This is a genomic window from Opitutaceae bacterium TAV5, from assembly GCA_000242935.3.
GTDB lineage: Bacteria > Verrucomicrobiota > Verrucomicrobiia > Opitutales > Opitutaceae > Geminisphaera.
The window spans coordinates 3,657,423-3,677,830 of the sequence record CP007053.1 but is presented as its reverse complement, the minus strand read 5'-3'; the positions used below and the strand labels follow the sequence as shown (position 1 = coordinate 3,677,830).

15 protein-coding genes are annotated in these 20,408 nt (G+C 62.6%); 6 read left to right on the top strand and 9 right to left on the bottom strand.

Features of this window, described 5'->3' with window-relative positions:
- Nucleotides 1–118: 118 nt before the first annotated feature.
- Nucleotides 119–1,177, top strand: a complete 1,059-nt coding sequence (locus tag OPIT5_15715; GenBank protein AHF94431.1) for a hypothetical protein — start codon at nucleotides 119–121, stop codon at nucleotides 1,175–1,177.
- Between the two features lie 120 nt (nucleotides 1,178–1,297).
- Here OPIT5_15715 and OPIT5_15710 read toward each other — a convergent pair whose 3' ends face one another.
- The 4 genes from OPIT5_15710 to OPIT5_15695 form a co-directional block, all read right to left on the bottom strand.
- The gene (locus tag OPIT5_15710; GenBank protein ID AHF91451.1) at nucleotides 1,298–3,322 is read right to left on the bottom strand and encodes a heparinase; all 2,025 of its coding nucleotides are present in this window, start codon (nucleotides 3,320–3,322) and stop codon (nucleotides 1,298–1,300) included.
- Between the two features lie 39 nt (nucleotides 3,323–3,361).
- Nucleotides 3,362–4,528, bottom strand: coding sequence for a hypothetical protein (locus tag OPIT5_15705; protein AHF94430.1), 1,167 nt, complete (start codon nucleotides 4,526–4,528; stop codon nucleotides 3,362–3,364).
- 137 nt (nucleotides 4,529–4,665) lie between these two features.
- Nucleotides 4,666–5,952 carry a hypothetical protein gene (locus OPIT5_15700; protein ID AHF94429.1) on the bottom strand — a complete coding sequence of 429 codons (1,287 nt, stop codon included), beginning with the start codon at nucleotides 5,950–5,952 and terminating at the stop codon, nucleotides 4,666–4,668.
- A gap of 148 nt (nucleotides 5,953–6,100) precedes the next feature.
- Nucleotides 6,101–6,802, bottom strand: coding sequence for an N-terminal cleavage protein (locus OPIT5_15695; protein AHF91450.1), 702 nt, complete (start codon nucleotides 6,800–6,802; stop codon nucleotides 6,101–6,103).
- A gap of 126 nt (nucleotides 6,803–6,928) precedes the next feature.
- Here OPIT5_15695 and OPIT5_15690 point away from each other — a divergent pair, with 126 nt between their 5' ends.
- The gene (locus OPIT5_15690) at nucleotides 6,929–8,023 is read left to right on the top strand and encodes a LacI family transcriptional regulator (protein AHF91449.1); all 1,095 of its coding nucleotides are present in this window, start codon (nucleotides 6,929–6,931) and stop codon (nucleotides 8,021–8,023) included.
- A 28-nt stretch (nucleotides 8,024–8,051) separates the two neighbouring features.
- On the opposite strand, the gene OPIT5_15685 is transcribed toward OPIT5_15690, so the two are convergent.
- The 5 genes from OPIT5_15685 to OPIT5_15665 form a co-directional block, all read right to left on the bottom strand.
- Nucleotides 8,052–9,038 (bottom strand): shikimate dehydrogenase, encoded by a 987-nt coding sequence (locus tag OPIT5_15685; protein ID AHF91448.1) that lies wholly within the window; start codon nucleotides 9,036–9,038, stop codon nucleotides 8,052–8,054.
- A 291-nt stretch (nucleotides 9,039–9,329) separates the two neighbouring features.
- Nucleotides 9,330–11,726, bottom strand: a complete 2,397-nt coding sequence (locus OPIT5_15680) for an RNA-binding protein (protein ID AHF91447.1) — start codon at nucleotides 11,724–11,726, stop codon at nucleotides 9,330–9,332.
- A gap of 519 nt (nucleotides 11,727–12,245) precedes the next feature.
- Nucleotides 12,246–12,476 (bottom strand): hypothetical protein, encoded by a 231-nt coding sequence (locus OPIT5_15675; protein AHF91446.1) that lies wholly within the window; start codon nucleotides 12,474–12,476, stop codon nucleotides 12,246–12,248.
- A gap of 4 nt (nucleotides 12,477–12,480) precedes the next feature.
- Nucleotides 12,481–12,750 carry an addiction module protein gene (locus tag OPIT5_15670; GenBank protein AHF91445.1) on the bottom strand — a complete coding sequence of 90 codons (270 nt, stop codon included), beginning with the start codon at nucleotides 12,748–12,750 and terminating at the stop codon, nucleotides 12,481–12,483.
- A 512-nt stretch (nucleotides 12,751–13,262) separates the two neighbouring features.
- Nucleotides 13,263–14,261 (bottom strand): LacI family transcription regulator, encoded by a 999-nt coding sequence (locus tag OPIT5_15665; protein ID AHF91444.1) that lies wholly within the window; start codon nucleotides 14,259–14,261, stop codon nucleotides 13,263–13,265.
- Between the two features lie 202 nt (nucleotides 14,262–14,463).
- Between OPIT5_15665 and OPIT5_15660 the strand changes: the two genes are divergently transcribed.
- The 4 genes from OPIT5_15660 to OPIT5_15645 all read left to right on the top strand — a co-directional run bounded on the left by OPIT5_15660 (nucleotide 14,464) and on the right by OPIT5_15645 (nucleotide 20,387).
- The gene (locus OPIT5_15660; GenBank protein ID AHF91443.1) at nucleotides 14,464–15,270 is read left to right on the top strand and encodes a hypothetical protein; all 807 of its coding nucleotides are present in this window, start codon (nucleotides 14,464–14,466) and stop codon (nucleotides 15,268–15,270) included.
- 158 nt (nucleotides 15,271–15,428) lie between these two features.
- The gene (locus tag OPIT5_15655) at nucleotides 15,429–16,148 is read left to right on the top strand and encodes a hypothetical protein (protein AHF91442.1); all 720 of its coding nucleotides are present in this window, start codon (nucleotides 15,429–15,431) and stop codon (nucleotides 16,146–16,148) included.
- A gap of 210 nt (nucleotides 16,149–16,358) precedes the next feature.
- On the top strand, nucleotides 16,359–19,601 hold the full coding sequence (locus tag OPIT5_15650; GenBank protein AHF91441.1) for a hypothetical protein: 3,243 nt from the start codon (nucleotides 16,359–16,361) through the stop codon (nucleotides 19,599–19,601).
- Nucleotides 19,602–19,658: 57 nt separating this feature from the next.
- Nucleotides 19,659–20,387, top strand: coding sequence for a hypothetical protein (locus tag OPIT5_15645; protein ID AHF91440.1), 729 nt, complete (start codon nucleotides 19,659–19,661; stop codon nucleotides 20,385–20,387).
- Nucleotides 20,388–20,408: the final 21 nt, after the last annotated feature.

Here is a 20,408-nt window from a genome sequence, read left to right as displayed (position 1 = left end):
TACGGTAGCCGCCACGCCCGGCGAAAGGGAAGCGGCGCGTTCCGAATATCGTTGCGTAAAATGCCCGCGTCGCGGTGCCTTTGTTCATCGTCCCGACGTTTTCCCGTCTTTTTCCACCATGTCTTCCCCCGTCACCATGCGAGACATCGCCCGCGCCGCGCGCGTCTCGGCCTCCACGGTTTCCAAAAGTCTGGCCAACAAACCCGACGTCTCCGCTGCCACGCGCCAGCGCGTGCTGCGTGCGTGCCGGAAACTCGGATACAAGCCCAATCCGCTCGTCGCCGCGCTGATGCAGATACGGCGCTGCCGGGGCGGCGGCGCCGCCGGACACCCCGGGCTCACCCTGGCCTTCGTCACCGCGTTTCCCGAAGCCGATGGCTGGCGGCGTCACCCCTCGCCGATTTTCCGGCAGATGCACGCCGGCGCCCTCGCCCGCGCCAGCGAACACAATTACCGGCTGGAGCATTTCTGGCTTCATCAGGACGGCATGAGCAACCGGCGCTTCGGCGAGATGCTTCGCGCGCGCGGCATCCCGGGCCTCCTGCTCGCGCCCGTGCCGAGCACGCAGATCACTCTCGATCTGGCATGGTCCGCCTTCTCCGTCGTCGTGCTCGGGCTCACCCCGACAACGAACCGGTTTCACCGTGTGACGACCGATTATTACCAGGGCATGCGCCTCGCGCTCGACGAGTGCGCCCGGCGCGGCTACCGCCGTCCCGGCCTCGCCGTGCGACGCGAAACCAGCGAACGCCTCGAACGCCGCTGGGAAGCCGCCTTCCTGCTCGGGCAAGCGGGAACGGGAACAGGGAAACGCCGTCCGCACCTTCGCCCGCCTGCACCGCTCATCGTCGATGCATGGACCTCCGATGCCGTTCTCGCCTGGCTCGATCGCGAAAGACCCGATGTGATCGTTGGTCCCGTTCTTGGTCCCCTGGAGACAATCATTCGCGAATCCGGGCGCATGATCCCGGGCGACATCGGGATGGCGGGCCTGCTCGTGCCGGCGGCGGGCGACCGCCTGAGCGGCATCGTCCAGAACGGCGAACGGCTTGGCTCCGTGGCAGTGGACCAGTTGATCAGCCAGATCCAGCGCAACGAGACCGGCGTGCCCGCGCATCCCGTAACCCATACCATGCCGGGCTGCTGGAATCACGGAAGCACGCTGCGGGCCGGATAGAGGAAGTATCGGCAAGTTTCTTCAGCCGGCACGTCGGTAGCCCATGGCGTTTCCGGTCATCGCCATGACGCCGGGCAAATCATGGCCGACTATGCCCGTCCGATCCGGTTGAGCGGCAAATCACTTCCCTCCGGCTGGCGTAATGATCAGATGAATCGTCGCCTCTTCCACCGGGTTTTCGAAACCGAGGCCCATCCGCAGCCCGCGGGGTGGCTGATCGGGCACGATTCCATAAACCGGCTCCTCTTGCACCAGAAGCCGGCCGCCCCGGCTGGAAGTTGCTTTCCAGCTTGCATCAAGCGCGGCATCGCTGGCGCTGTTTCCGGCGTACACACGCAATCCGTCGTCTGTGTTTCGCTCGTACTTCTGGCCCGGACGGAGAATCAGGGCGGTGTCAAAGGTCCGGGGAGCCGAATCTTTTCTGAAGGCCACCCGATCGAGGATTTCGAGACGACCCGGGCCTGTCCGGTCAAAAATGAAGGTGCGCGTGAGCCGGTCGAGCCCGGGGACATCGTAGGCGCTGGTGATGTCGATTTCCCAGATATCCCGCGTATCCGAAAATTCGTTGCGAACCGTTTTCGCCCGGGCATCACGGCCGGTGCGCTGGAGTTTCCCCGCCACACGGGGTACGGGATGGCCGAAGGAATTCATCAGGCCGCTGGAATAGCGTTTGGGGCCGAAGGTGTCTTTTACATAAGTATCGGCACCGGGATCGCCGAGAACGGGTTGCGAGCCGTTGACAACAATGAAGGAGCCGAGGTCGTTGTGGTTGTGAGACTGTCCGTTGTGCCCGCCTTTGAAGGCGGCGGAGAGCCCCGTGCCGGCTGAAGCGCTGCGAACAACCAGCGCGCCTCCGTCGGGAAACCAGTCGCGCAGGGGAGGACGAGTCGCGGCCGCGGCGATCGCCTGGGCTTTCGGCGAACCGGACTCCGGATACGGAAGCGACAGGCGGAACGGCATGACGTAAAGTTGGGCTCCCAACGGATGGCGATGCACGCCCGCGGAAGCGCCCGGGCTGACGAGCCCGCCGGAACCGCCATAACGGAGCGTGGCAAAATCGTGCAACATGGCGGGAGTGCGCGCACGGACACTGGCATCGCCAAAGGCCGGGTAGACGCTGCCGGCGACTTTCCAGCGAACGTCGAAGGTGGCGATGCGTTTCTGCTGCTCTCCGGCCATAAGGTCGATCCGCCTTCCGGTCGTCATTCGTATGAGTTCGGATCCCATGATGTAATGGCCGTAACCATACGACCAGTAACCGATCCCCTCTTCGCAGAATCCGTCGGGACCGAAGGATTCGATGTAAGGCTGCGTGAAACGCTCGAAGGCTGCGATAAAGAGGGCGCGTTCGGCAGGGGAATCGGAAAGCAGAAGCGCGGAGCCCATGACGCCGGCGTTGCAGATGGCCGTCCAGTTGTTGCGGCCGGCCATCCACGAAAAGCCGCGGCTGTCGGCGGCACGGATGCGCCCGGCGACGGGATCGAGGACCCGGGCGCGTACTTCGGCCCGGATACGGGCGCGGGTGGCAGGAGAGAGTTTGTCGCCGAGCAGATAATCCGTCGTGGCAAGACTCCAGGCTCGCGCGGCAGCGGCAAGATCGACGCGGGTATAAGTTTCCGCGTCGGTGGCTCCGGCGGGAACATGGGCAGGCACAGCCCACGAACGCTCCTCGAGAATGGCGGCCAGTTCGCGTTCGATGGCCGGAAGGCGGCGTCCGTTGAAGGCGAACCCTTCGGCATATACGAGCTGACCGAGCCGGGCGGTGCGTTCGCTGAAAGGCTTCTCATAGGGGGCGCGGTTGCCCGTCACGCGATAGTCATCAAAAAGTTCGCGCGGGAGAGGAGGCGGTGGCGTGCCTTCGACGGCATTGGCCGCGGCAAGGAGTTCGCCGGCAGAGAGCCGTGCAGCCACGGCGTTCCACCAGGTGCGATCGGCATAGGGAGGTGTGTAAAAGACGGGGACCGGAGGAGCCCCGGCAGGATTTTCGGGAGACAGCCAGGCCGTGATCTCTGCGATGCGCGCGGGATCCGGCCGCGGGATGCCTTGCGCCGGATCACCCTTGGCCCGGAGCGCAATCGGGAAAATCAGGGCGGCGGGAAGCAGGAGCCTGGATACGAAGCGGAAGGCGAGAGGTTTTTTTGGCATGTGACGGGTGACGCGCCGGGCGCGGGTGGCTTGCGAGGATCAGGGGATGGTGGTGGTGAGAATTCCACTGACTTCATCAAAAGTCCAGGAACGATCGCCGGGACCTGAGGCACGCCAGAGGGAGGAATCGGGCGCGCGTATCAGCAAGCTCTCGACGGCGCCGGTGAGCTCGACGCGGGTAAAGTGCCCCCGGGTTTCGGAGAAGTCGCCCAGGAGAACCCACCGGTCGCGGGCGCCGGCAGTTTTGGTTGTGTCGCTGGCGATTTGAATCGAGAGGATGCCGCCAAGGGCGAGAGTCTGGCCCGCGCCGGGAGAAAGCGCCTGGAGGATGTCGTTGGCAGCGGCAGCGACGCGGAAAACAAGACGCGTTCCGGGAGCGTTGCTGTCGAGCGTGAGATTGCCGCGAAGAGCGAGCTGGCCGGGAGTTCTGCGCGATTGTCCGGGAAGAAGGGCGCCGCCGGCGACCAGCACATCGGCATCGATCTCCCCGATACCGCGAAGGGCGCCACCGGAGTTGACCCTGACCGGTGCGACGCTGGTGAGAGCAGCGTTCCGGGCCAGAGTGAGTGTGCCGCCATCGATGATGAGAGAATCGACCGAAAGCGGGGCCTTGGCGGCATACTGGAGATTGCCGCTGAAGGAGGGCGCGAGGTGCAGGGCAAGGGTTTTGCCGGGGGTCCGGGTGATGCCGCTGTTGTGAGCAAAACTCCAGTTGCCGGGACCATCAAATGTCGCGGCGCCATCGCCGACAAGAAAGGCGGCGCCGAATCCGGCCGCACCGCCGCCCTCGTTGCGAAGGGCAATTTCCGGGGAGAAGCCGATGGTGAGACGGGGAGTGCGGCCACCATCGAAAACGATGGAGCCGGCCGCGAATTTCGGTCCGATGACAAGAGCCTCGAGCGAGAGGGTCCGGGAACGGGTCGCGGCAAGCGTGTACACGGGAAGGTCGATAGTGAGAGATCTGATCCGGAGGGACTGGTCGAGGCGTGCGTTTTTGCCGTTGGCAAGTCCGGAGGCTTTGTCGATGCGGACCGTGTCGGAGGGGCCGGGACGCACGCCGGAGGACCAGTTGGCAGGAGCGGCGAAGTCATTGCCCGATGTGCCAGTCCAGGTGATGTCCGCGGCAGATGTCGCCAGAGGCAGAAGTGCGGCGGCAACGAACACGCGGAGGGCGAGAGGCTTTTTGTGTTTCGGGTAATGGCTCATGGCAGGTTTGACAGGTCGGGTTTGGGGTTCCGCGGAAGCAAGCGCCGGAAGATGAGCCGGGCACACGCTTCTGGCCGATCCTCGGGGAGAACGATTTTTCGGTTCGGCCCGGCGCCCGGCAGGAGGAGCGCGAAGGATCAGGCGCGACGGCGGCGAATGGCGACGGCTGTTGCGGCGAGGCAACCGAAAAGCAGGGCGACGGCAGCGGGCTCGGGAATGGCGCCGGTCGCGGCCAGCAGGCCGCTGGTCGCATCGAGGCTCCAGTCAAACCCCCGGAGATTTTGTCCGCTCCACCGGTTACTGGCGGAATCCCATGCGAGATCCCCCAGGCCGGACAGCGTGACGCTGGTGAACTCTCCGGCGATACTGCCGAAGCCGGAAAAGAGAATCCATTGACCTTCGGCGGCGATGGCGTCGGCGCCCGAAATGACGAGCGCGCCGTCCTGGGTGAAAACTCCTCCGGCTGCTCCAAGAAGAGAGTCATTTGTATTTCCTGATTCGATACGGAGTGTGGTGATGGCGGTGTCGGCAAGGGTGAGATTTCGGGTAAAGGCGAGTTGTCCCCGCTCGCTTTCCAGCCCGGCGGCGAGCTTGCCTTCGATGGTGATGTCGCCCTCCACGGAACCGATGCCGTCGAGCGTTCCGTTGGCTCCGACCGTGACACCGGCGGCAGCGATGGCGGTCGCGTTTTTCAGGCGGAAAGTGCCGCTGTCGATGGCCAGCGTGTCAACACTCGCGGCCGTGGCGCCGCCGTATTCGAGGACGCCGGTAAAAGCGTCCGCCCCGCTTCCTGCAAGGACGACGGCGAGGGTTTGCGTGGTGTTGCCGGCGTGTTTCCCGAGATAACTGTTGGAGCGAAAAGTCCAGTTGCCGCTGCCACCGAAGGTGATGACGCCCGTGCCGGTGGTGCTGTCCTTGCTCTGGATTCTCGCCATCCTGCCCGCCGTATCCGTGCCGACAAAGGCGGTTCCCGTGCCACGGTTGACCAGGGAAAGGTCGTTATGGAACTCGACGGTGATGGCGCGGCTGTTGTTGGAATCGAAAACCGTGCTGTCCGTGGTGAACCTGTCGGTGAGGATGAACGAGCCGGCATCCGTGGCGGAGCCAAGCGTGAAGGATCTGCTCACCACGGCATTCAGGCGGAACGCCGCGAGATCCACGGTAATGGAACGCGCTCCCACGGAACTGCCGAAGTCAACCTGGGTGCCACTCGTGGCCATACCGGTGTTGATGTCAAAGGTGACATCATCGGCACTCGTGGGAAGGATGTCGCCTGACCAGTTGGTCGGCGTGGTCCAGGTCGAGTTTCCTCCGCCTCCATCCCATTTGATGGTGGCGGCGGCAAGGCCGGAGGAAAACCAGACGGCAAATGTGGCGATGATGACGATGGCGAGAGGCCTGTCGGATGTGCGGGAGTGTTGCATGGCAGTGGGTGGATACAGGTACTTGGTGGTATTTTCCGGCGCTGCCCTCCGGTCGGCGCGCAGGTGAATGCGGAGGGGGAGGTGGCGGGCAGGCGCGAAAGAGGAAATGGCTTCCCTGCCGGAAAGCCTGTCGGGAAGAGGTGTGGTCTCAGGGAGACGAAGGCAGACTCACCTTGAGGGTGCCGACGTGCCAGTCGTAGTAGAGCACGTTGTGATGATCTCCGTGAACGATCTGTTGCGGAAGCGAGGCCTGGTCGCCCGCGTGAGTCAGGGAAATATCAATGTCCTCGAGAGCCTTGCCCCGGGTGAGATCGATGAGATGGTGCAGGGAGTTGTAGTTGAGAGGCTGTTTGGCCGCCTGCCCCTTTTTCCCGTATTTGCCCATGGGAGCAATGGTGCCCGAATAAGTGCCGTCCGCCCCCAGCACGTTGGTGTGCGCGTGATAGACCGGAGACTGGAGCGCATCCACCGCCATGCGACGGTTGTTCCTGCAAACATAGTCGTCGGGCAGGCGACCGGTGTCGGTGTTTTTCATCGTCACATAGGGCGCGAGAAATGAGAACAGGCTCTGCGCACCGTCCTTCAGGTGACCGTTGCGCATGTAGACATCACCGCCCGCAGGGCCGGGCAGCAGGCCGCGGTTGTCGGTGACGTAGCCATTGATGGCGATACCCCACTGGCGCAGGGTTGTCTTGCACTGCACATCGTAGGCGCTGTTGCGTACCTTTCCCGCAACCGGTATCAGGATGCCGGCAAGAATGCCGATGATGGTAATCACTGTCAGCAACTCGATCAGCGTGAAACCGCGATCCGCCATGAATGACGGGAACTGCGCGGGCCGGGGCTGCATCGGGGGTATGTCTGAACGTTTCATGGGGAAGAGGAATTGCACGAGGAGAGACAACGCTCAAGCAGTTCGGTGCTCTAGTTGTAGAGCATTGACGCGACGGAACGATCGTTTTCGACTCAAAGCGTCATGCCGAAGCCTCCCGCCGCATTGCCATCGTCCCGGCAAACCCCTTCGGTTTCCGAAGCTCCCGACTCTCCGCTCGCGGGCATCCCGGCAAAACGCGTGACGCTTCGCGAGATCGCGGTGCGCGCCGGGTTGCATGTCACGGCCGTGTCCATGGCCTTGCGCAATCACCCCCGCATCTCCGCGTCCACGCGGGCGCGGGTACAGGCCTTGGCCAGCGAAATGGGCTACCGGCAGGACGCCCTGCTCAGCGCCCTTTGCCGCTACCGGTCCCGACTTGTGCGCCGTTCGGCGCTGGCATGGATCAATGCCTTCCATCGGGGTATTGGCGAACGGGTACACCTTTATGGCGAATACCTGCGCGGGGCTCGCAAGCGGGCGGAAGAACTGGGATTCGGGCTGCTGGAAATCGAACTCGGTCCCGGCAGCGACATGTCGATCGAGCGTGCACGTACGATCCTGCGCACCCGCAATATCAGCGCCGTGCTGATACCTCCGCAACCGTTGGGACACCGGCTGGATCTTCAATGGAATGAACTGGCAGCGGTGGCTTTCGGATACAGTTTTGCCGAGCCCCGGCTCCACGCCGTAGTCCCGAACCAGTACACCTCGACACAGACCATCATGACGGAACTGCGTGCATCGGGATACCGGCGCATCGGAGCATATGTGGATGAGCAAGTAGATCGGCGCTGCAATCATCACTGGATGGCCGCCTACTGGGTGGACTATCACGCGCACTCCGAAACCGATCGCGTCCCGCCGCTGGTTTACCGGCCTGATTCACGCAATCCGGGAAAACTTCGCGCTTGGGTAAAACGGGAGAAAGTGGAAGTGGTGCTCGTCATCGGCAATGTGGACGCCCCGCTCGACCTGCCGCCTCGTATTGAAAAAGTCTATCACTCGGTCAACTCCACCCAGCCCGAACGGGCTGGAGTGGACGAAAATGGCCTGCTCACAGGCGCGACTGCCGTGGACATGCTGGTCGGCATGCTCTCCCGCCAGGAAATCGGCGTGCCCAAACATCCGCATCGCGTGCTCATTGACGGCTTCTGGCAACCGGGGAACCTGAAACGGAAGCCTGCCTCGAGGTCGTGAGATTTCCGGCCTTCCGGCCTCCGTACATTCACCGTCCCAGCGCCGCTTCCGCCGCCGTGCGCATGGCCGCCACCGGGACGCGTGCACCGCTCCAGATTTCCAGCGAACGGGCGCCCTGATGGATGAGCATCGACAGACCGTTCGCGGCCGGCAGACCGAGCGAACGGGCGCGAGCCAGCAAGGGCGTCTCGGCCGGATTGTAGATCATGTCATAAATCCCCGCCGGGCGTGGCAGCGTCTCCGGGTCCACCGGCAGGGGATCGCCGGACTTGAGGCCGGCGCTCGTCGCGTTGATTACCAGCGCCCCTTCGGGCAAGTTCGAGGCCGGCACGATCCCGCTCGCACTCCCCTCCCCCGACGTCGTCTTGAGCGTCGCCGGATTGAACCCCGCCAGCGTCACGCCGGCCGTGGCGGCCAGCGGAGCGAGTTGCGTGAGCAATGTATCCAGATTTGCATGCGTCCGGTTGCCGATCCACAGACCTGCGCACTTTTGGCGGATGCACTCGACCGCCGCGCCGCGCGCCGCGCCGCCCGCGCCGAGCAGGATGACCGGCGTGCCGGCCAGTTCGCGACCCAGCGTTTCGCGCACCGCCGTGGCCAGCCCGTAGCCATCGGTGTTGAAACCGTGCCACCCCTCCGGCGCCCACTTCAGCGTGTTGACCGCACCGATCGGTTGCGCTTCCGGATCGACCTGCGTCACCAGCGGGAAGGCAATGATCTTGTGCGGCACCGTCAGATTGACCCCGAGGAAGCGTTTTTCGTGCAGGAGGCGCAGGGCTCGCGGCAAGTCGTCCGGATGCACCTCGAAGCGATGATAGCACCACTCCGCGAAATGGTTGCCGCTCTCCCCCGCCCCGTCGCTATCGGCTGCTGCCGCCATCGCGGCGAGCGCGGCATTCTGCATCGGCGGGCTGATCGAATGTTTTATCGGGAATCCCAGCACGGCGAGCGACACGCCCGGCCGGGACCAGCGCGCGAGATCATCGAGAGAATAAACAGGATCGGAACCGCTCATTTGTGTGGTGGTTGTGCTGACCAGATAAAAGGCGCACTTCTTGCGCACCCGGCTCGCCCGCGCGAGAGCAAAAACCGAGGCGCACGGGCCTGTACCTGTTTAGCCAGCCCACGCCCTGTGGCCCGCCCCCTGTAGCTGCGAACGCAAGTTCGCAGGCATCGCCCGCTCCGGAGCCTGCGAACTTGCGTTCGCAGCTACGCTCAACGGTTACCGGCGCCTCGCCTCCGGACCGGCGACGCTCCGCGTCGTCAGCAGCGGCAGGAATGCCGCCGCTCCGTCAGCGACCGCGGCTCACTTCTTCTTGTTCAGCGCTGCCGTGAACCAGTCACCGCCGAGCGCCTGGTTCGAGTCACGACGCGGGGCGCCGCCACCAAAACCGCCGCCACCCGGGCGCTGGCCCCCGCCGCCGTGGCGGTTTCCTCCGCCACCCGCCGCCCCGCCGGTGCCGCCGGCCGGCGCGCGTCCACCGATCTGCGGGTTGGTCCGCAGGCTCAGCGCGATGCGATTCCGCGCCAGATCCACCTCGATCACCGTCGCGCGCACTTTCTGCCCGGGCTTCACGACCTCGGCCGGATCTTTCACGAATGAATCGGCAAGCTGGCTCACGTGGACAAGTCCGTCCTGGTGCACGCCCACATCCACGAATGCGCCAAACGCCGTCACGTTGGTCACGACGCCGGGCAGCTTCATGCCGGGCTTCAGGTCCTCGGGCTTGTGGACGCTGTCGTCGAACGCAAACAGCTCGAACTTCGCGCGCGGGTCGCGTCCCGGCTTGGCGAGCTCCTTCATGATGTCGTTGAGCGTCGGCAGGCCGACCTTGTCGGTCACATAGCTTTCCAGCCTGATCTTCTTGCGCAGCTTCTCGTCGCGAATCAGATCGGCCACGGACACGCCGAGATCGGCGGCCATCTTTTCGACGATCGGATAACTCTCCGGATGCACACCCGACGCATCCAGCGGATTGGCGGCGTCGCGGATGCGCAGGAAACCGGCGGCCTGTTCGAACGCCTTGGGACCGAGCCGCGACACTTCCAGCAACTCCGCGCGCGAACTGAACGGCCCTTTTTCGTCGCGCCGCGCCACGATGGCCGCCGCCGTCGTGCCATTGAGGCCGGAGACGTAACTGAGCAGGTGTTTCGAAGCCGTGTTCAGTTCGACGCCGACGTTGTTCACGCAACTGACCACGCAATCGTCGAGCGAACGCTTGAGCGCGTTCTGGTCCACGTCGTGCTGATACTGGCCGACACCGATGCTCTTCGGATCGAGCTTCACGAGCTCGGCGAGCGGGTCCATCAGTCGTCGTCCGATGGATACGGCGCCGCGCACCGTGATGTCGTGGTCGGGAAACTCCTCGCGCGCGACCGGGCTGGCCGAGTAGATCGAGGCGCCGGATTCGTTGACCGACACGATGGGAATCGAGGCGGGCAGGCCGAGCGTACGCACGAAGGCATCCGTCTCGCGCGAGCCGGTGCCGTTGCCGATGGCGATAGCCTCGGCCTTGAAAAACTGGACGAAGCCGAGCAGTTTTTCCTTCGCCTCCACGGGGTGGCGGTCCGGATAAATCACGTCGTTGTGCAGGAGCTTGCCCTGGCGATCGAGCATCACGGTCTTGCAGCCGGTGCGGAAACCGGGGTCGATGGCGATGACGGCTTTCTGGCCGAGCGGCGAGGCGAGCAGGAGTTCGCGAAGGTTGTCGACGAAGACCTTGATCGCGGTGACGTCGGCGCCTTTTTTCGAGTCGAGGCGAAATTCGGTTTCCATCGCGGGTGCGAGCAGCCGTTTGAAGCTGTCGGCGATGGCAAGCCGGAGCTGCGCGGTGCAGGTGACGGGCGCGGTGGCCGCGCTGACCGGCGTAAGCGGGAGCGGAGCGGCAGCAGCGGCGGCGGGTGAAATGTAAAGGCGGTCGAGCTCGGTCAGCGCGATGTGCTCGTCCACGGTGATCCGCATCATGAGGAAGAGTTCCTTCTCACCCCGCCGCATGGCGAGGAGGCGATGCGAGGGGCATTTGGCGAGCGGCTCGCTCCAGTCGAAATAGTCTTTAAACTTGGCGGCCTCGGCCTCCTTGCCGGAGAGCACCTTGCTGCTGACCACCGCCGTGGAGCGGTAGAGGCCGCGGAGTTTCTCGCGGGCGGCGGCATCGTCGGAAATGCGTTCGGCCAGGATGTCGCGCGCGCCGGCGAGCGCCTCGGCGGCATCCTTGATTTTGGCGGGCGTGTTTTTGCCGTCATCGGGCGTGTAGTCGTTACCTGCATACGCTCCGGCGGCGGCAGCGAGCCCGGCGTCGGATGTGGCTTGGCCCCAGATGAGTTCGGCGAGGGGTTCGAGTCCCTTTTCGCGGGCGATGGTGGCGCGGGTGCGTTTTTTGGGACGGAAGGGAAGGTAGATGTCTTCGAGCTTGTTGAGCGTCCCGGCGGCGGCGATGGCCTTTTCGAGTTCGGGGGTGAGCAGGTTGCGCTCTTTCAGGGAGGCGAGGATGGCGGCGCGGCGGTCGTCGAGCGCGGCGAGCTGTTCGAGGCGGTCGCGGATGGCGGTGATCTGGACTTCGTCGAGTTCGCCGGTGACTTCCTTGCGGTAGCGGGCGATGAAGGGCACGGTGGCGCCGTCCTTGAGGAGTTGCGCGGTGGCGGCGACCTGCTGGACGCGGATACCGAGCTCCTGCGTGATGCGGAGCACATGTTCGCCATTCAACTGGATGGCAGCCGATGCGGACGCGGCAGGGGTGGCGGTATCGACGGCGGACGCAACTGCGGAAGAGAGAGATTCGGTGGACATTGGTTCGGAAGCCGCCAAGTCCAACGCTCCTCGTGCCGCGGGCAAGGGTTTCCCGCCGGAAATTTGCGGGTGAAGTCAGGGATGATGCACAAGGGTCGTGCGACTGATTTCCAGATGAGCCGGACTGGTGAGCGCGGCACAGATTGTGTCAAGGTTGGCGGAAATCAGGGCGAGGAGTTCGTTATTGGAAATGTTTCCGGTAGCAATAACGACAAGCCGTTCCGGGGTATTCCGGGGTATCGTGCAGCATGCGTGAAATCACGAAATCGGCGTCTTTGGTAATCACAGCGGCGCCAAGCGCATCCGCCCGGACACAGATCACGCTGTCAGGAGTTTGATTGGCAAGCGGAAGATCCAGCGTATGCTAGGCATCATGTCCGCGAGCTGTCAGCATGAGCGCAAGGCGCCGGGGCAATTGCGCATCGACCAGAAATTTCACGACGCCAAGGCAACGACGGAGCTGGTGCGCACAAGACGCGAGGCATAGGCCAAGCAAGCTCGCAAATCGATGGCGTCGAGGTCCGGGTAGTCGGCCAGAATCTCGTCTTCGGTCATGCCGGAGCCAAGCAGATCGAGCAGCATCTCAACCGGGTAGCGTAATCCGCGAACACAGGGCTTCCCGTGGCAAATTTCCGGATCACTGGTAATGCGTTCTGCCAAATTCATAATGCTACAAGATAGATGTGCCTTGCCGGAAAAACAAACCCGGAACAGGAAGCTGGCGGGCACGAGCAAAGACTTCGGAAGCGGGACGCGGAACCACACGACCATTGTCAATATCCTCGATGCGGCGTTTTATCTCCTTCTCCCACGCATCTTCCACCTCGGCAGGGGACGGCACTGTTGCCGCCAGTCGCCGTTCTAGCCATTCGGCCACTTCCTGCTGCTGCTCCACGGGCAACTGGTCCAAGGCGTTTTCGATTTCGGTGACGGTGCTCATGCCATATCAATGTGGACAGCTTCCGGGCCAAGGCAAGTGCTGCGCCAGGCAAGCTCGTAAATCGGCGGCGCCGAGGTCCGGGTAGCGTAATCTGGGGATACATAGCTTCCCGTGGCAAATACAGAGGAAGGAACCGCTAATGGATTTCGCTAACGGGCGAAATCTTCAAACACCCCTCCGGCTGATCGCCTCCGGGACAAGCGGACACCGACAGTTCCCCGCTGCGACGATCACTCGCAGCTTCACTCTCAAGAGAGGTTCTAAAAATTCATTTTTGAACAGAAGGAAACGAAGAGAACGAAGGAAAAACAAAGAAGACCATGGATTATAATTAATTTATTATAATTGAGTTAAATAAGAATAAGGCGTCTGCTTCCTTGGTTGTTCTTCGTTCTCTTTGTTACCTTCTGTTCAATTTTTAGAAGTTCCCTTAAGAAAGTAGAAGTAATGCGTTCTGCCAAATTCATGATGCGACAAGATAGATGCGCTTTGCCGGAAAAACGAACCAGGAATCAACCCACTTCCACGGGTGCGCAGGAGTTGCGCACCATCAGTTCCGGCGGCAGTACCTGGCAGGCGGGCATCGGCCGGCCTTCGAGCAATTCGACAAGGGCCGCCACCGTCAGGCGCACCAGTTCCCCGACCGGCTGACGCGCCGAGGTCAGCGTGGGATACGTGACTTCGGTCAACAGCGAATCCTCGATCGAAACCACGGAATAGTCGCGCGGCACTTCCTTGCCAAAGGCACGCAGGCCGGCGATGAGGCCGACGGCGAGCAGGTCGTTGCCGGCGAGGCAGGCCGTGCAGTCGGTCGCCGCCAGTTGTTCCGCCGCCCGCTGCCCGTCTTCGGCTTTCCAGTTGGCCCGGATGATCCATTCGCGTCGCGCCGCCACCGGATGATTGGCGTAAAACGATTCCCAGGCGGCCACACGCGTGAGCTTGGCATCGCCCTTGTCGAATCCCGTAACGATGGCGATGCGCCGGTGGCCGAGCGACCAGAGATGCTCCATTAAAAGCTCCACCGCCGCGCGCACGTCGAACACCGCCGGCGATTCTTCCTCCGAGCGGCCGAAAGTCACGAACGGGATTTTGCGCGCGATGCGTCGCAGGTCTTCGGTGCCGAGCAGCGGATCGAGATTGATCACGCCATCGAGGAGATTGCGGCTGAATTTTTCAAAAAACTCCGCCGGGTCCGTGGCACGCGAGCGCGTGAGACCGAGCAACATCTCGTAGCCATAACCGGCCAGCGCGTCGGCGATGGCCTCGACCTTGCGGCCGGTAAACGGGTTGTAGAGTTCGCTCACCAGCACGCCGATCTGGTGCGTCTTGCGGGTGCGCATGATCTGCGCGGCCTTGTTGGGCGCGTAGTTGAGCTGCGTAGCGATCTCCCGGATACGCTCGGCCCGCCGGACCGCGCTCGGCCACGCCTCCCCGGCCTTGCCGTTGAGCACGCGCGAAACGGTGTCCACCGACACCCCGGCGGCCGTCGCAATGTCCTTGAGAGTCGTCATGACCCGATTACCTGGAGCGGGCTGTTTTGCATGTCGATATCGAACATTGATTCATAAATTGACATATAATTTTTATATTTATTTAAGTAAACATCTTACGTAATATCGTAACGTTCTTTATTTTTTATTGACCAAACGGAAAAACCCTATTTTCGTAACGTTCTTAAATTCACCCTGCATCAAAACCTGTCATCTGCCCACCATGAAAATCACCTGTCACCTCGTGCTCCTCCGCGCTGCCTCCGCCGCTCTCGTCGGTCTCGTTCTGGCAGCTTCTCAAGCCCGCGCGGTTATCGTAGCGTCCGATACGTTTTCAATCACCGAAACGCGTCAGGCGGGCAGCACACTCAACGGCAGCACCACCGAGACCGGCGAACTTGTCTGGAACGCCAATGCGCAATGGAAACTGGCCGAAGAGGGACACGTCACCGCCGACGGCACGAGCAGCGCCGGCTTCGCGCTGCCATTCAGTTTTGCCAGTTACAGCCAGACGGGAAGCATCGCCACGATCAGTTTCGACGTCACGTTTCCTCGTAATAACGATTCGACCTGGTATGCGTTTGGTTTCGGGACGAACGCTGGTGGTGGCCTCAACAGTACGTCGGGTGTCATCTGGGTGCAGGTGAGCAGCCGTCTGGGCGGATGGTCGGTTAAGACAGGAGCCACGAACGCGGCCACCGGAACCCTCACGGAGACGCTTGGCTCCTACAACCGCAACAACACCTACACGTGGTCCCTCAGTTACAACGAGTCGACCCGTACAATCGTGGATGTGAGTGTGAACGGCACCTCGATTGTTTCCAATTACATTGTCCCGGAGGGGATCACACTCAACGCCGCCAGCGCCATTTCGTTTTTCGGCCAGTATCCTGCGGGTGGCAGCACCGAGAAAGTCGACAATTTCAAACTTGAAATCACTGCATCCAACATTCCCGAGCCGGGAACGTGGACCTTGCTGATCGGCACCATTGTTCTTGTCGGCGCAATCGCTTGGAAAAAATCGCAATAAGCTGTCTCCTCATATTGGTTTCGATACCCAACGAACATTATCCCGCGAAGGAATCTGCCGCATTTTCAGTCCGATCCACTCATTTGGCAGGTTTTATTTTCCCCCCTACTTTCCTGGCATCACTCCACCAATCTCGTTCACTCTACTCCTCCTTACCGATGACTCTTACCTCAAAAAATACCTGTCACCGTCAGGGCTTCACCCTCATCGAACTACTCACCGTCATTGCCATCATCGGCCTTCTGGCGGCGATCATCATTCCGGTGACCGGACGAGTTCGCGATTCGGCGCGGCAGGCGCAATGCCTCTCCAACATGCGCCAGTTCCTCCTCGCCGTCCCCATGTATGCCGATGACAACAAAGGCCGGATGCCTCCCTGCTATCACGGTGCCACTAACGGCGAAGTTGCCTACCATCTCGCCCCTTACCTTTCCCCGCCCGCCGGGCTGACCAACGCCTATGACCTCTGCAACTGGGCGCGCAAAAAGGAATGTCCCTCCACCACCAAAGCCACCTCGCCCGGTAGTGAGCGCAGCTGGCGCTACGGCTATTCCCGCATGGCTTCCTCTCGCACCGACACTACTCCACAGACCTACATCCAACTCTCCAGCATCCCCGAACCTTCGCGCTTGCTTTACGTCATAGACACCACCGGTTCCGGTTCCATCCGCCCCGAAACCCTCACCAGTCTACCGACAGACCTCCGTCAGGCCACGCCGAGACCTCATCGCGGAAAAGTCAGCACCGGCTGGCTCGATGGACACGTTCGCGCCGCCCTTGTGAGCACGCTCACGCGCGCCGACTTCACGCGCGGCACGCCTTCCTACTCGCCCTCCTACGAGACCGCTTTCATCACCACCGCCGAATACGACAAGTAAACAGTCAAACTACCCACCGTTTGACATTCCTCATGCATTCTCGGCAAGACCGGCACGGCCCGCATTGCTGACGGGAAACGCAGCAAGAGAGTCGCTGTCAATGATGCTTCGCGCATTTCGCCGACACCTGAACACGTTCGAGAATCGTGGCAGGCATGCAAAACGTATCCTCCTCCGAACTTCCCCATAAAATTTTCCTCACCCTTTTTCATGACAAATAAAATACGTTTTTTCCTCCAGGTGACGACAACAGCCTTCACACCTCTCTGCCTCGCAGCCGAAACACCGGCGACCCTCGAAACCACCGTCACCTATCACACACAATCCCCCTTCATCCGCCCTGCCGCCAGCGCGGCCGAGAACACGCCCGGCACAGGCGCGGAGATCGCGACGGACACCGGGAGCACCGCCGCCGTTTTCCCCGAAACTGCGTTTTTGACCGATATCCCCGGAGAATGGCACGCCGCTGGCCACACCGACGGCAACCGCATTGGCGTCCGTCCCGCCAAAGACCCCGAAACCGGCGCACCGCTCACCGAGTTTTTTTTCGACTCCCGCAACCTGAAAAAGCGCTGGCTCCACTGGCAGAAAAAGTTTCCCGCCCCCCTCGACCGCGCTGCTCTCGGCGGCATCAGCTTTGAAGTGTTTCCTCTCACCCCGATCCCCGCCTCCCTCCGCCTCCAGGTCGGACTCCCCCTCGCCGTCAAGGACATCGGCCCCGCCTACCAAACCACATTCGGACAACTCATCCCCGGACGCTGGAACCGGATCGAAACCCGAGCCGGTTCCAACCGCCACCCACATCCGTCCGGTATCCGCATCCTCCTCGACATCAGCCGCCCCGACGTCCCCCAAAAACAAGAAGTACGCTTCCTTGTCCGCAACCTGCGCCCCCTTGAAGGCGGCGCAGTTATCACGCAACCGCCCTCTGTTCCGGCCGCGGTTTCCGAGCCCGTGTCGGCGGTCTGGATACAACAAACCTCCCCCGCCGAACTCCTCATCACCGATGCCGTTTCCGCCACCCTCGACATCGCCGTTGCGCATCCCGTCCAAGCCGTCCTTCAACTCGCACCCGCCGCGACCACCACGCCCTCGCCCGTTCTCGCGTCGGCTTCCGTTGAGTTGCGCCCGCCCGTCACGCGCATTGCGTTCCGTCACGCGCCGCCCGCAACTGCTCCTTTCGCCCCCGGTCCGCACGCGCTCCAGATCGTCCTCGCCGCACACCAGAACGGAACCGCACTCCCCCCCCTGCTCCTCACGACGCGTCCCCTGACATTCACCGCTTATGCCCCCGCCGACTTTTTGGAAAAACTCGCCGCCGCACGCGCCCGCTCGGAAAAACTCCGCGCCCGCGCCGATGCCCTTGCCGCGCAAGCCATCGCCGTCGCCGAACCCGGCATCACCCTCGAAACCGCCGACCTCTTCCTGCACCGCTTCATCCCCGACGACTGGAACCGCCAAAAAGAGCGCGCCATCGCCCACACCCTTCTCCGTCAGACCGAAACCCTCCTCGACAAAGCCGCCCGCGAACTCGACGAACGCGCCGCCCGCATTGTTGTAGAAAAACCCGTCCCCAATCCCTACGATCCTGCTGCCCCGATAAAAACAGCCCCCAACGGACGCCTCCGGCAGAACGGGAACCCCATCCTCCTCTTCGGCTCGCAGATGGAGCCAAGCCAGTTTGCCGACAACGCCCTCCTCCCCCGCCTCGGCTTCAACAGCGTCCTCATCGAAATCCCGGCCAGCGCCTACAAAAAAAACACCCTCTTGACCGACTGCCTGCGCACCGCCGAACGCAACCGCCTCGCCGTCCACCTCCTCTTCAGCACCCATTACATGAAAAATCTTCCGACGAGTGCGCACGCCGGACACGTCATGCTCCCCTACGACATCCTTGACCCGCGCACCCGCCCCCTCCTCGCCAGCGCCTACGAAGACGTCCTTCCGCCCCTCGCGCCATTTCCCAACCTCGTCAGCGTCGGCACCGCCAACGAACCCGGCTACACCATCGGACAACAAGCCGCCAACTACGAGACCGCCTTCCGCCAATGGCTCGCCGTGCGCGACAACGGCGACATCGCCCGCGTCAATGCCCGCTGGCACACCGCGTTCCCCTCCATCGAAGCCGTCACGCTTCCCCAACTCCTCTCCGCCAAAAACACTCCCCTTCCCCCCTCCGCCGGCACCGACGCCACCTTTGCCGCTCGCCCCGGCAATCCCGCCGCCCGCCTCGACTGGGAACTTTTCCGCACGGAAACCTTGGCCGGCCATTTCCGCTTCATGCGCGACAACGTCCGCCAAGGCCTCCCTGAGGGGATGGTCTGGGTAAAAAAGTATCACCGGATCGGATATGACCAGATTGATCCCGAGGCGCTCTACGACGCCGGCGCCACCTCGCACAACTGGAGCAGCATCAGCAACCCCTTTTACAGCGACTACGCGCGCGGCATTGACCGCGACGCACCCCTCGGATGCACCGAATGGAAACTCGTCCCCGGCCACACCCCTGACACCCTTGACACTGCCGACTCCGCCGCCGGCCCTCTCCTCATGTTCGAAAACTATGCTCGCGGCCTCTCCTACGGCATCGTCTGGAAGTGGTCGCGTCGCGACTGGCGCAATGCGGGCGACCACCACACCTACCCGCGCTACCCGCTCGCAACCGAAGCCCTCGGACGCGCCTCCCTCCGCCTCCAGCAACTCGCCCCGGTCTTTGACCGCCTGGCCACGCTCGGCGATGGTCCAGTCGCCCTCCTTTTTGACAAAAACAGCCACCTCGCCCAAGGCGAGAAAGCGTATCAGCACGACGAACACGCCGGAATCGAAAGCCTCTACTGGCGTCTCAACCGCAACAGCGGCGGTGTCCGCATCCTGCATGCCGGGCGTGCTACCGTCGCCGATTTTTCATCCCGCCGCCTCATCGCAGCCGGCACCGCCAACGCTCTCGACGTAACCACCATGCGCCACCTTTACGACTGGGTGGCACGTGAAGGGGGTACGCTCTGGCTGACCGCACCCGGCACGCTTGCGTCCGATCCCTGGGGGGCCCCACATACCGATCCGGGCTTTACCGATCTCATCGCCGCTGCTTCGAAGCCGGGGGAGCATGCCTTGGGCAAAGGTCGGGTGGTGGTTGATCCTGCATGGGCAGGTTACGAACAATTCCTCTCCGGTCCGTATCCGATAAATACCGACGATTCCAGTCCCGTGATCCGTGATGTCGAGTGCCGTTACGTGGCTCCGACGATAGGCAAGGCCGGATATGTTTACGTTCTCAACCGCACTTCTAACTCTCGCCGCATTCAATTGCGTGATTCCACCACGCAAAAGATCTGGAGCATACCCGCCAATGCTACGGAAATCTGGCAACAAAGGAGCCAGTCACCCGCGACAGACTCCCTCTCAACGCTGGCGCCTTATGAGGTTCTGCTGTTCGAAATCCCGTCTTCCTGACCCTCCCCGCCCGTAAACCTCGATGCCGATGTTCCCAACTTGCAGCTCGTAAAATCCATGAAAAAACGCACATCACCGATCCTCGCCGCAATCCTTGCCTGCGGCCTCTCCGGCACCGCAAATGCGGCGGCTGTTTTCTGGTCCTTCGACACCCAGACCGACGGGCTTGGAAGCTATGCTACCGCTATCTCGGCCATCGACGGCTTCGCCAGCGCTTCTTCCGTCACCCGCACCGGCACGGTACAAGCCACCAATCACCTCGGCGGCGCCGCTTTCACCGATTTTGAGGATACCTTTTGGGCAGGAAGTGGCGGCACCGTGTCACCCGGCCACTCCCTGACCTGGAACGGGAACAGCATAAACAACTCGTTTTCGGTGACCCTCAACACGACCGGTCTCGAGTCGATCAATATCCGGCTCGATGTTCGCTCCGCAGGCACCTCGCCCCTTTCCGCCTTCAGTTCACTCACCTACGCCATCGGCGGCAGCGAGGCCGTCACCATCGACACGGTCGACCTCACCTTCGCCACCGGTTCATCATTTGGCGAGTGGTCCGCCGATCTCTCCTCCATCGTGGCCATCAATAACCAGTCCTCCGTCACCCTGACCTGGAATATCGCAACCATCCCCGGCGGTGCCAGCCTCCGTGTGGACAACCTCCAGATCACGGCTGCCGCCATCCCGGAGCCCGCCACGCTGGCTTCCGTCCTCGGCGGCGCCGTTGCCCTCGCCGTTCTCTGCACCAAGCGGCGCCGGGCATCGGCAAACGCCCCTGTTCGTTCCTGAACAGGATCGCTCCCCGCTCCT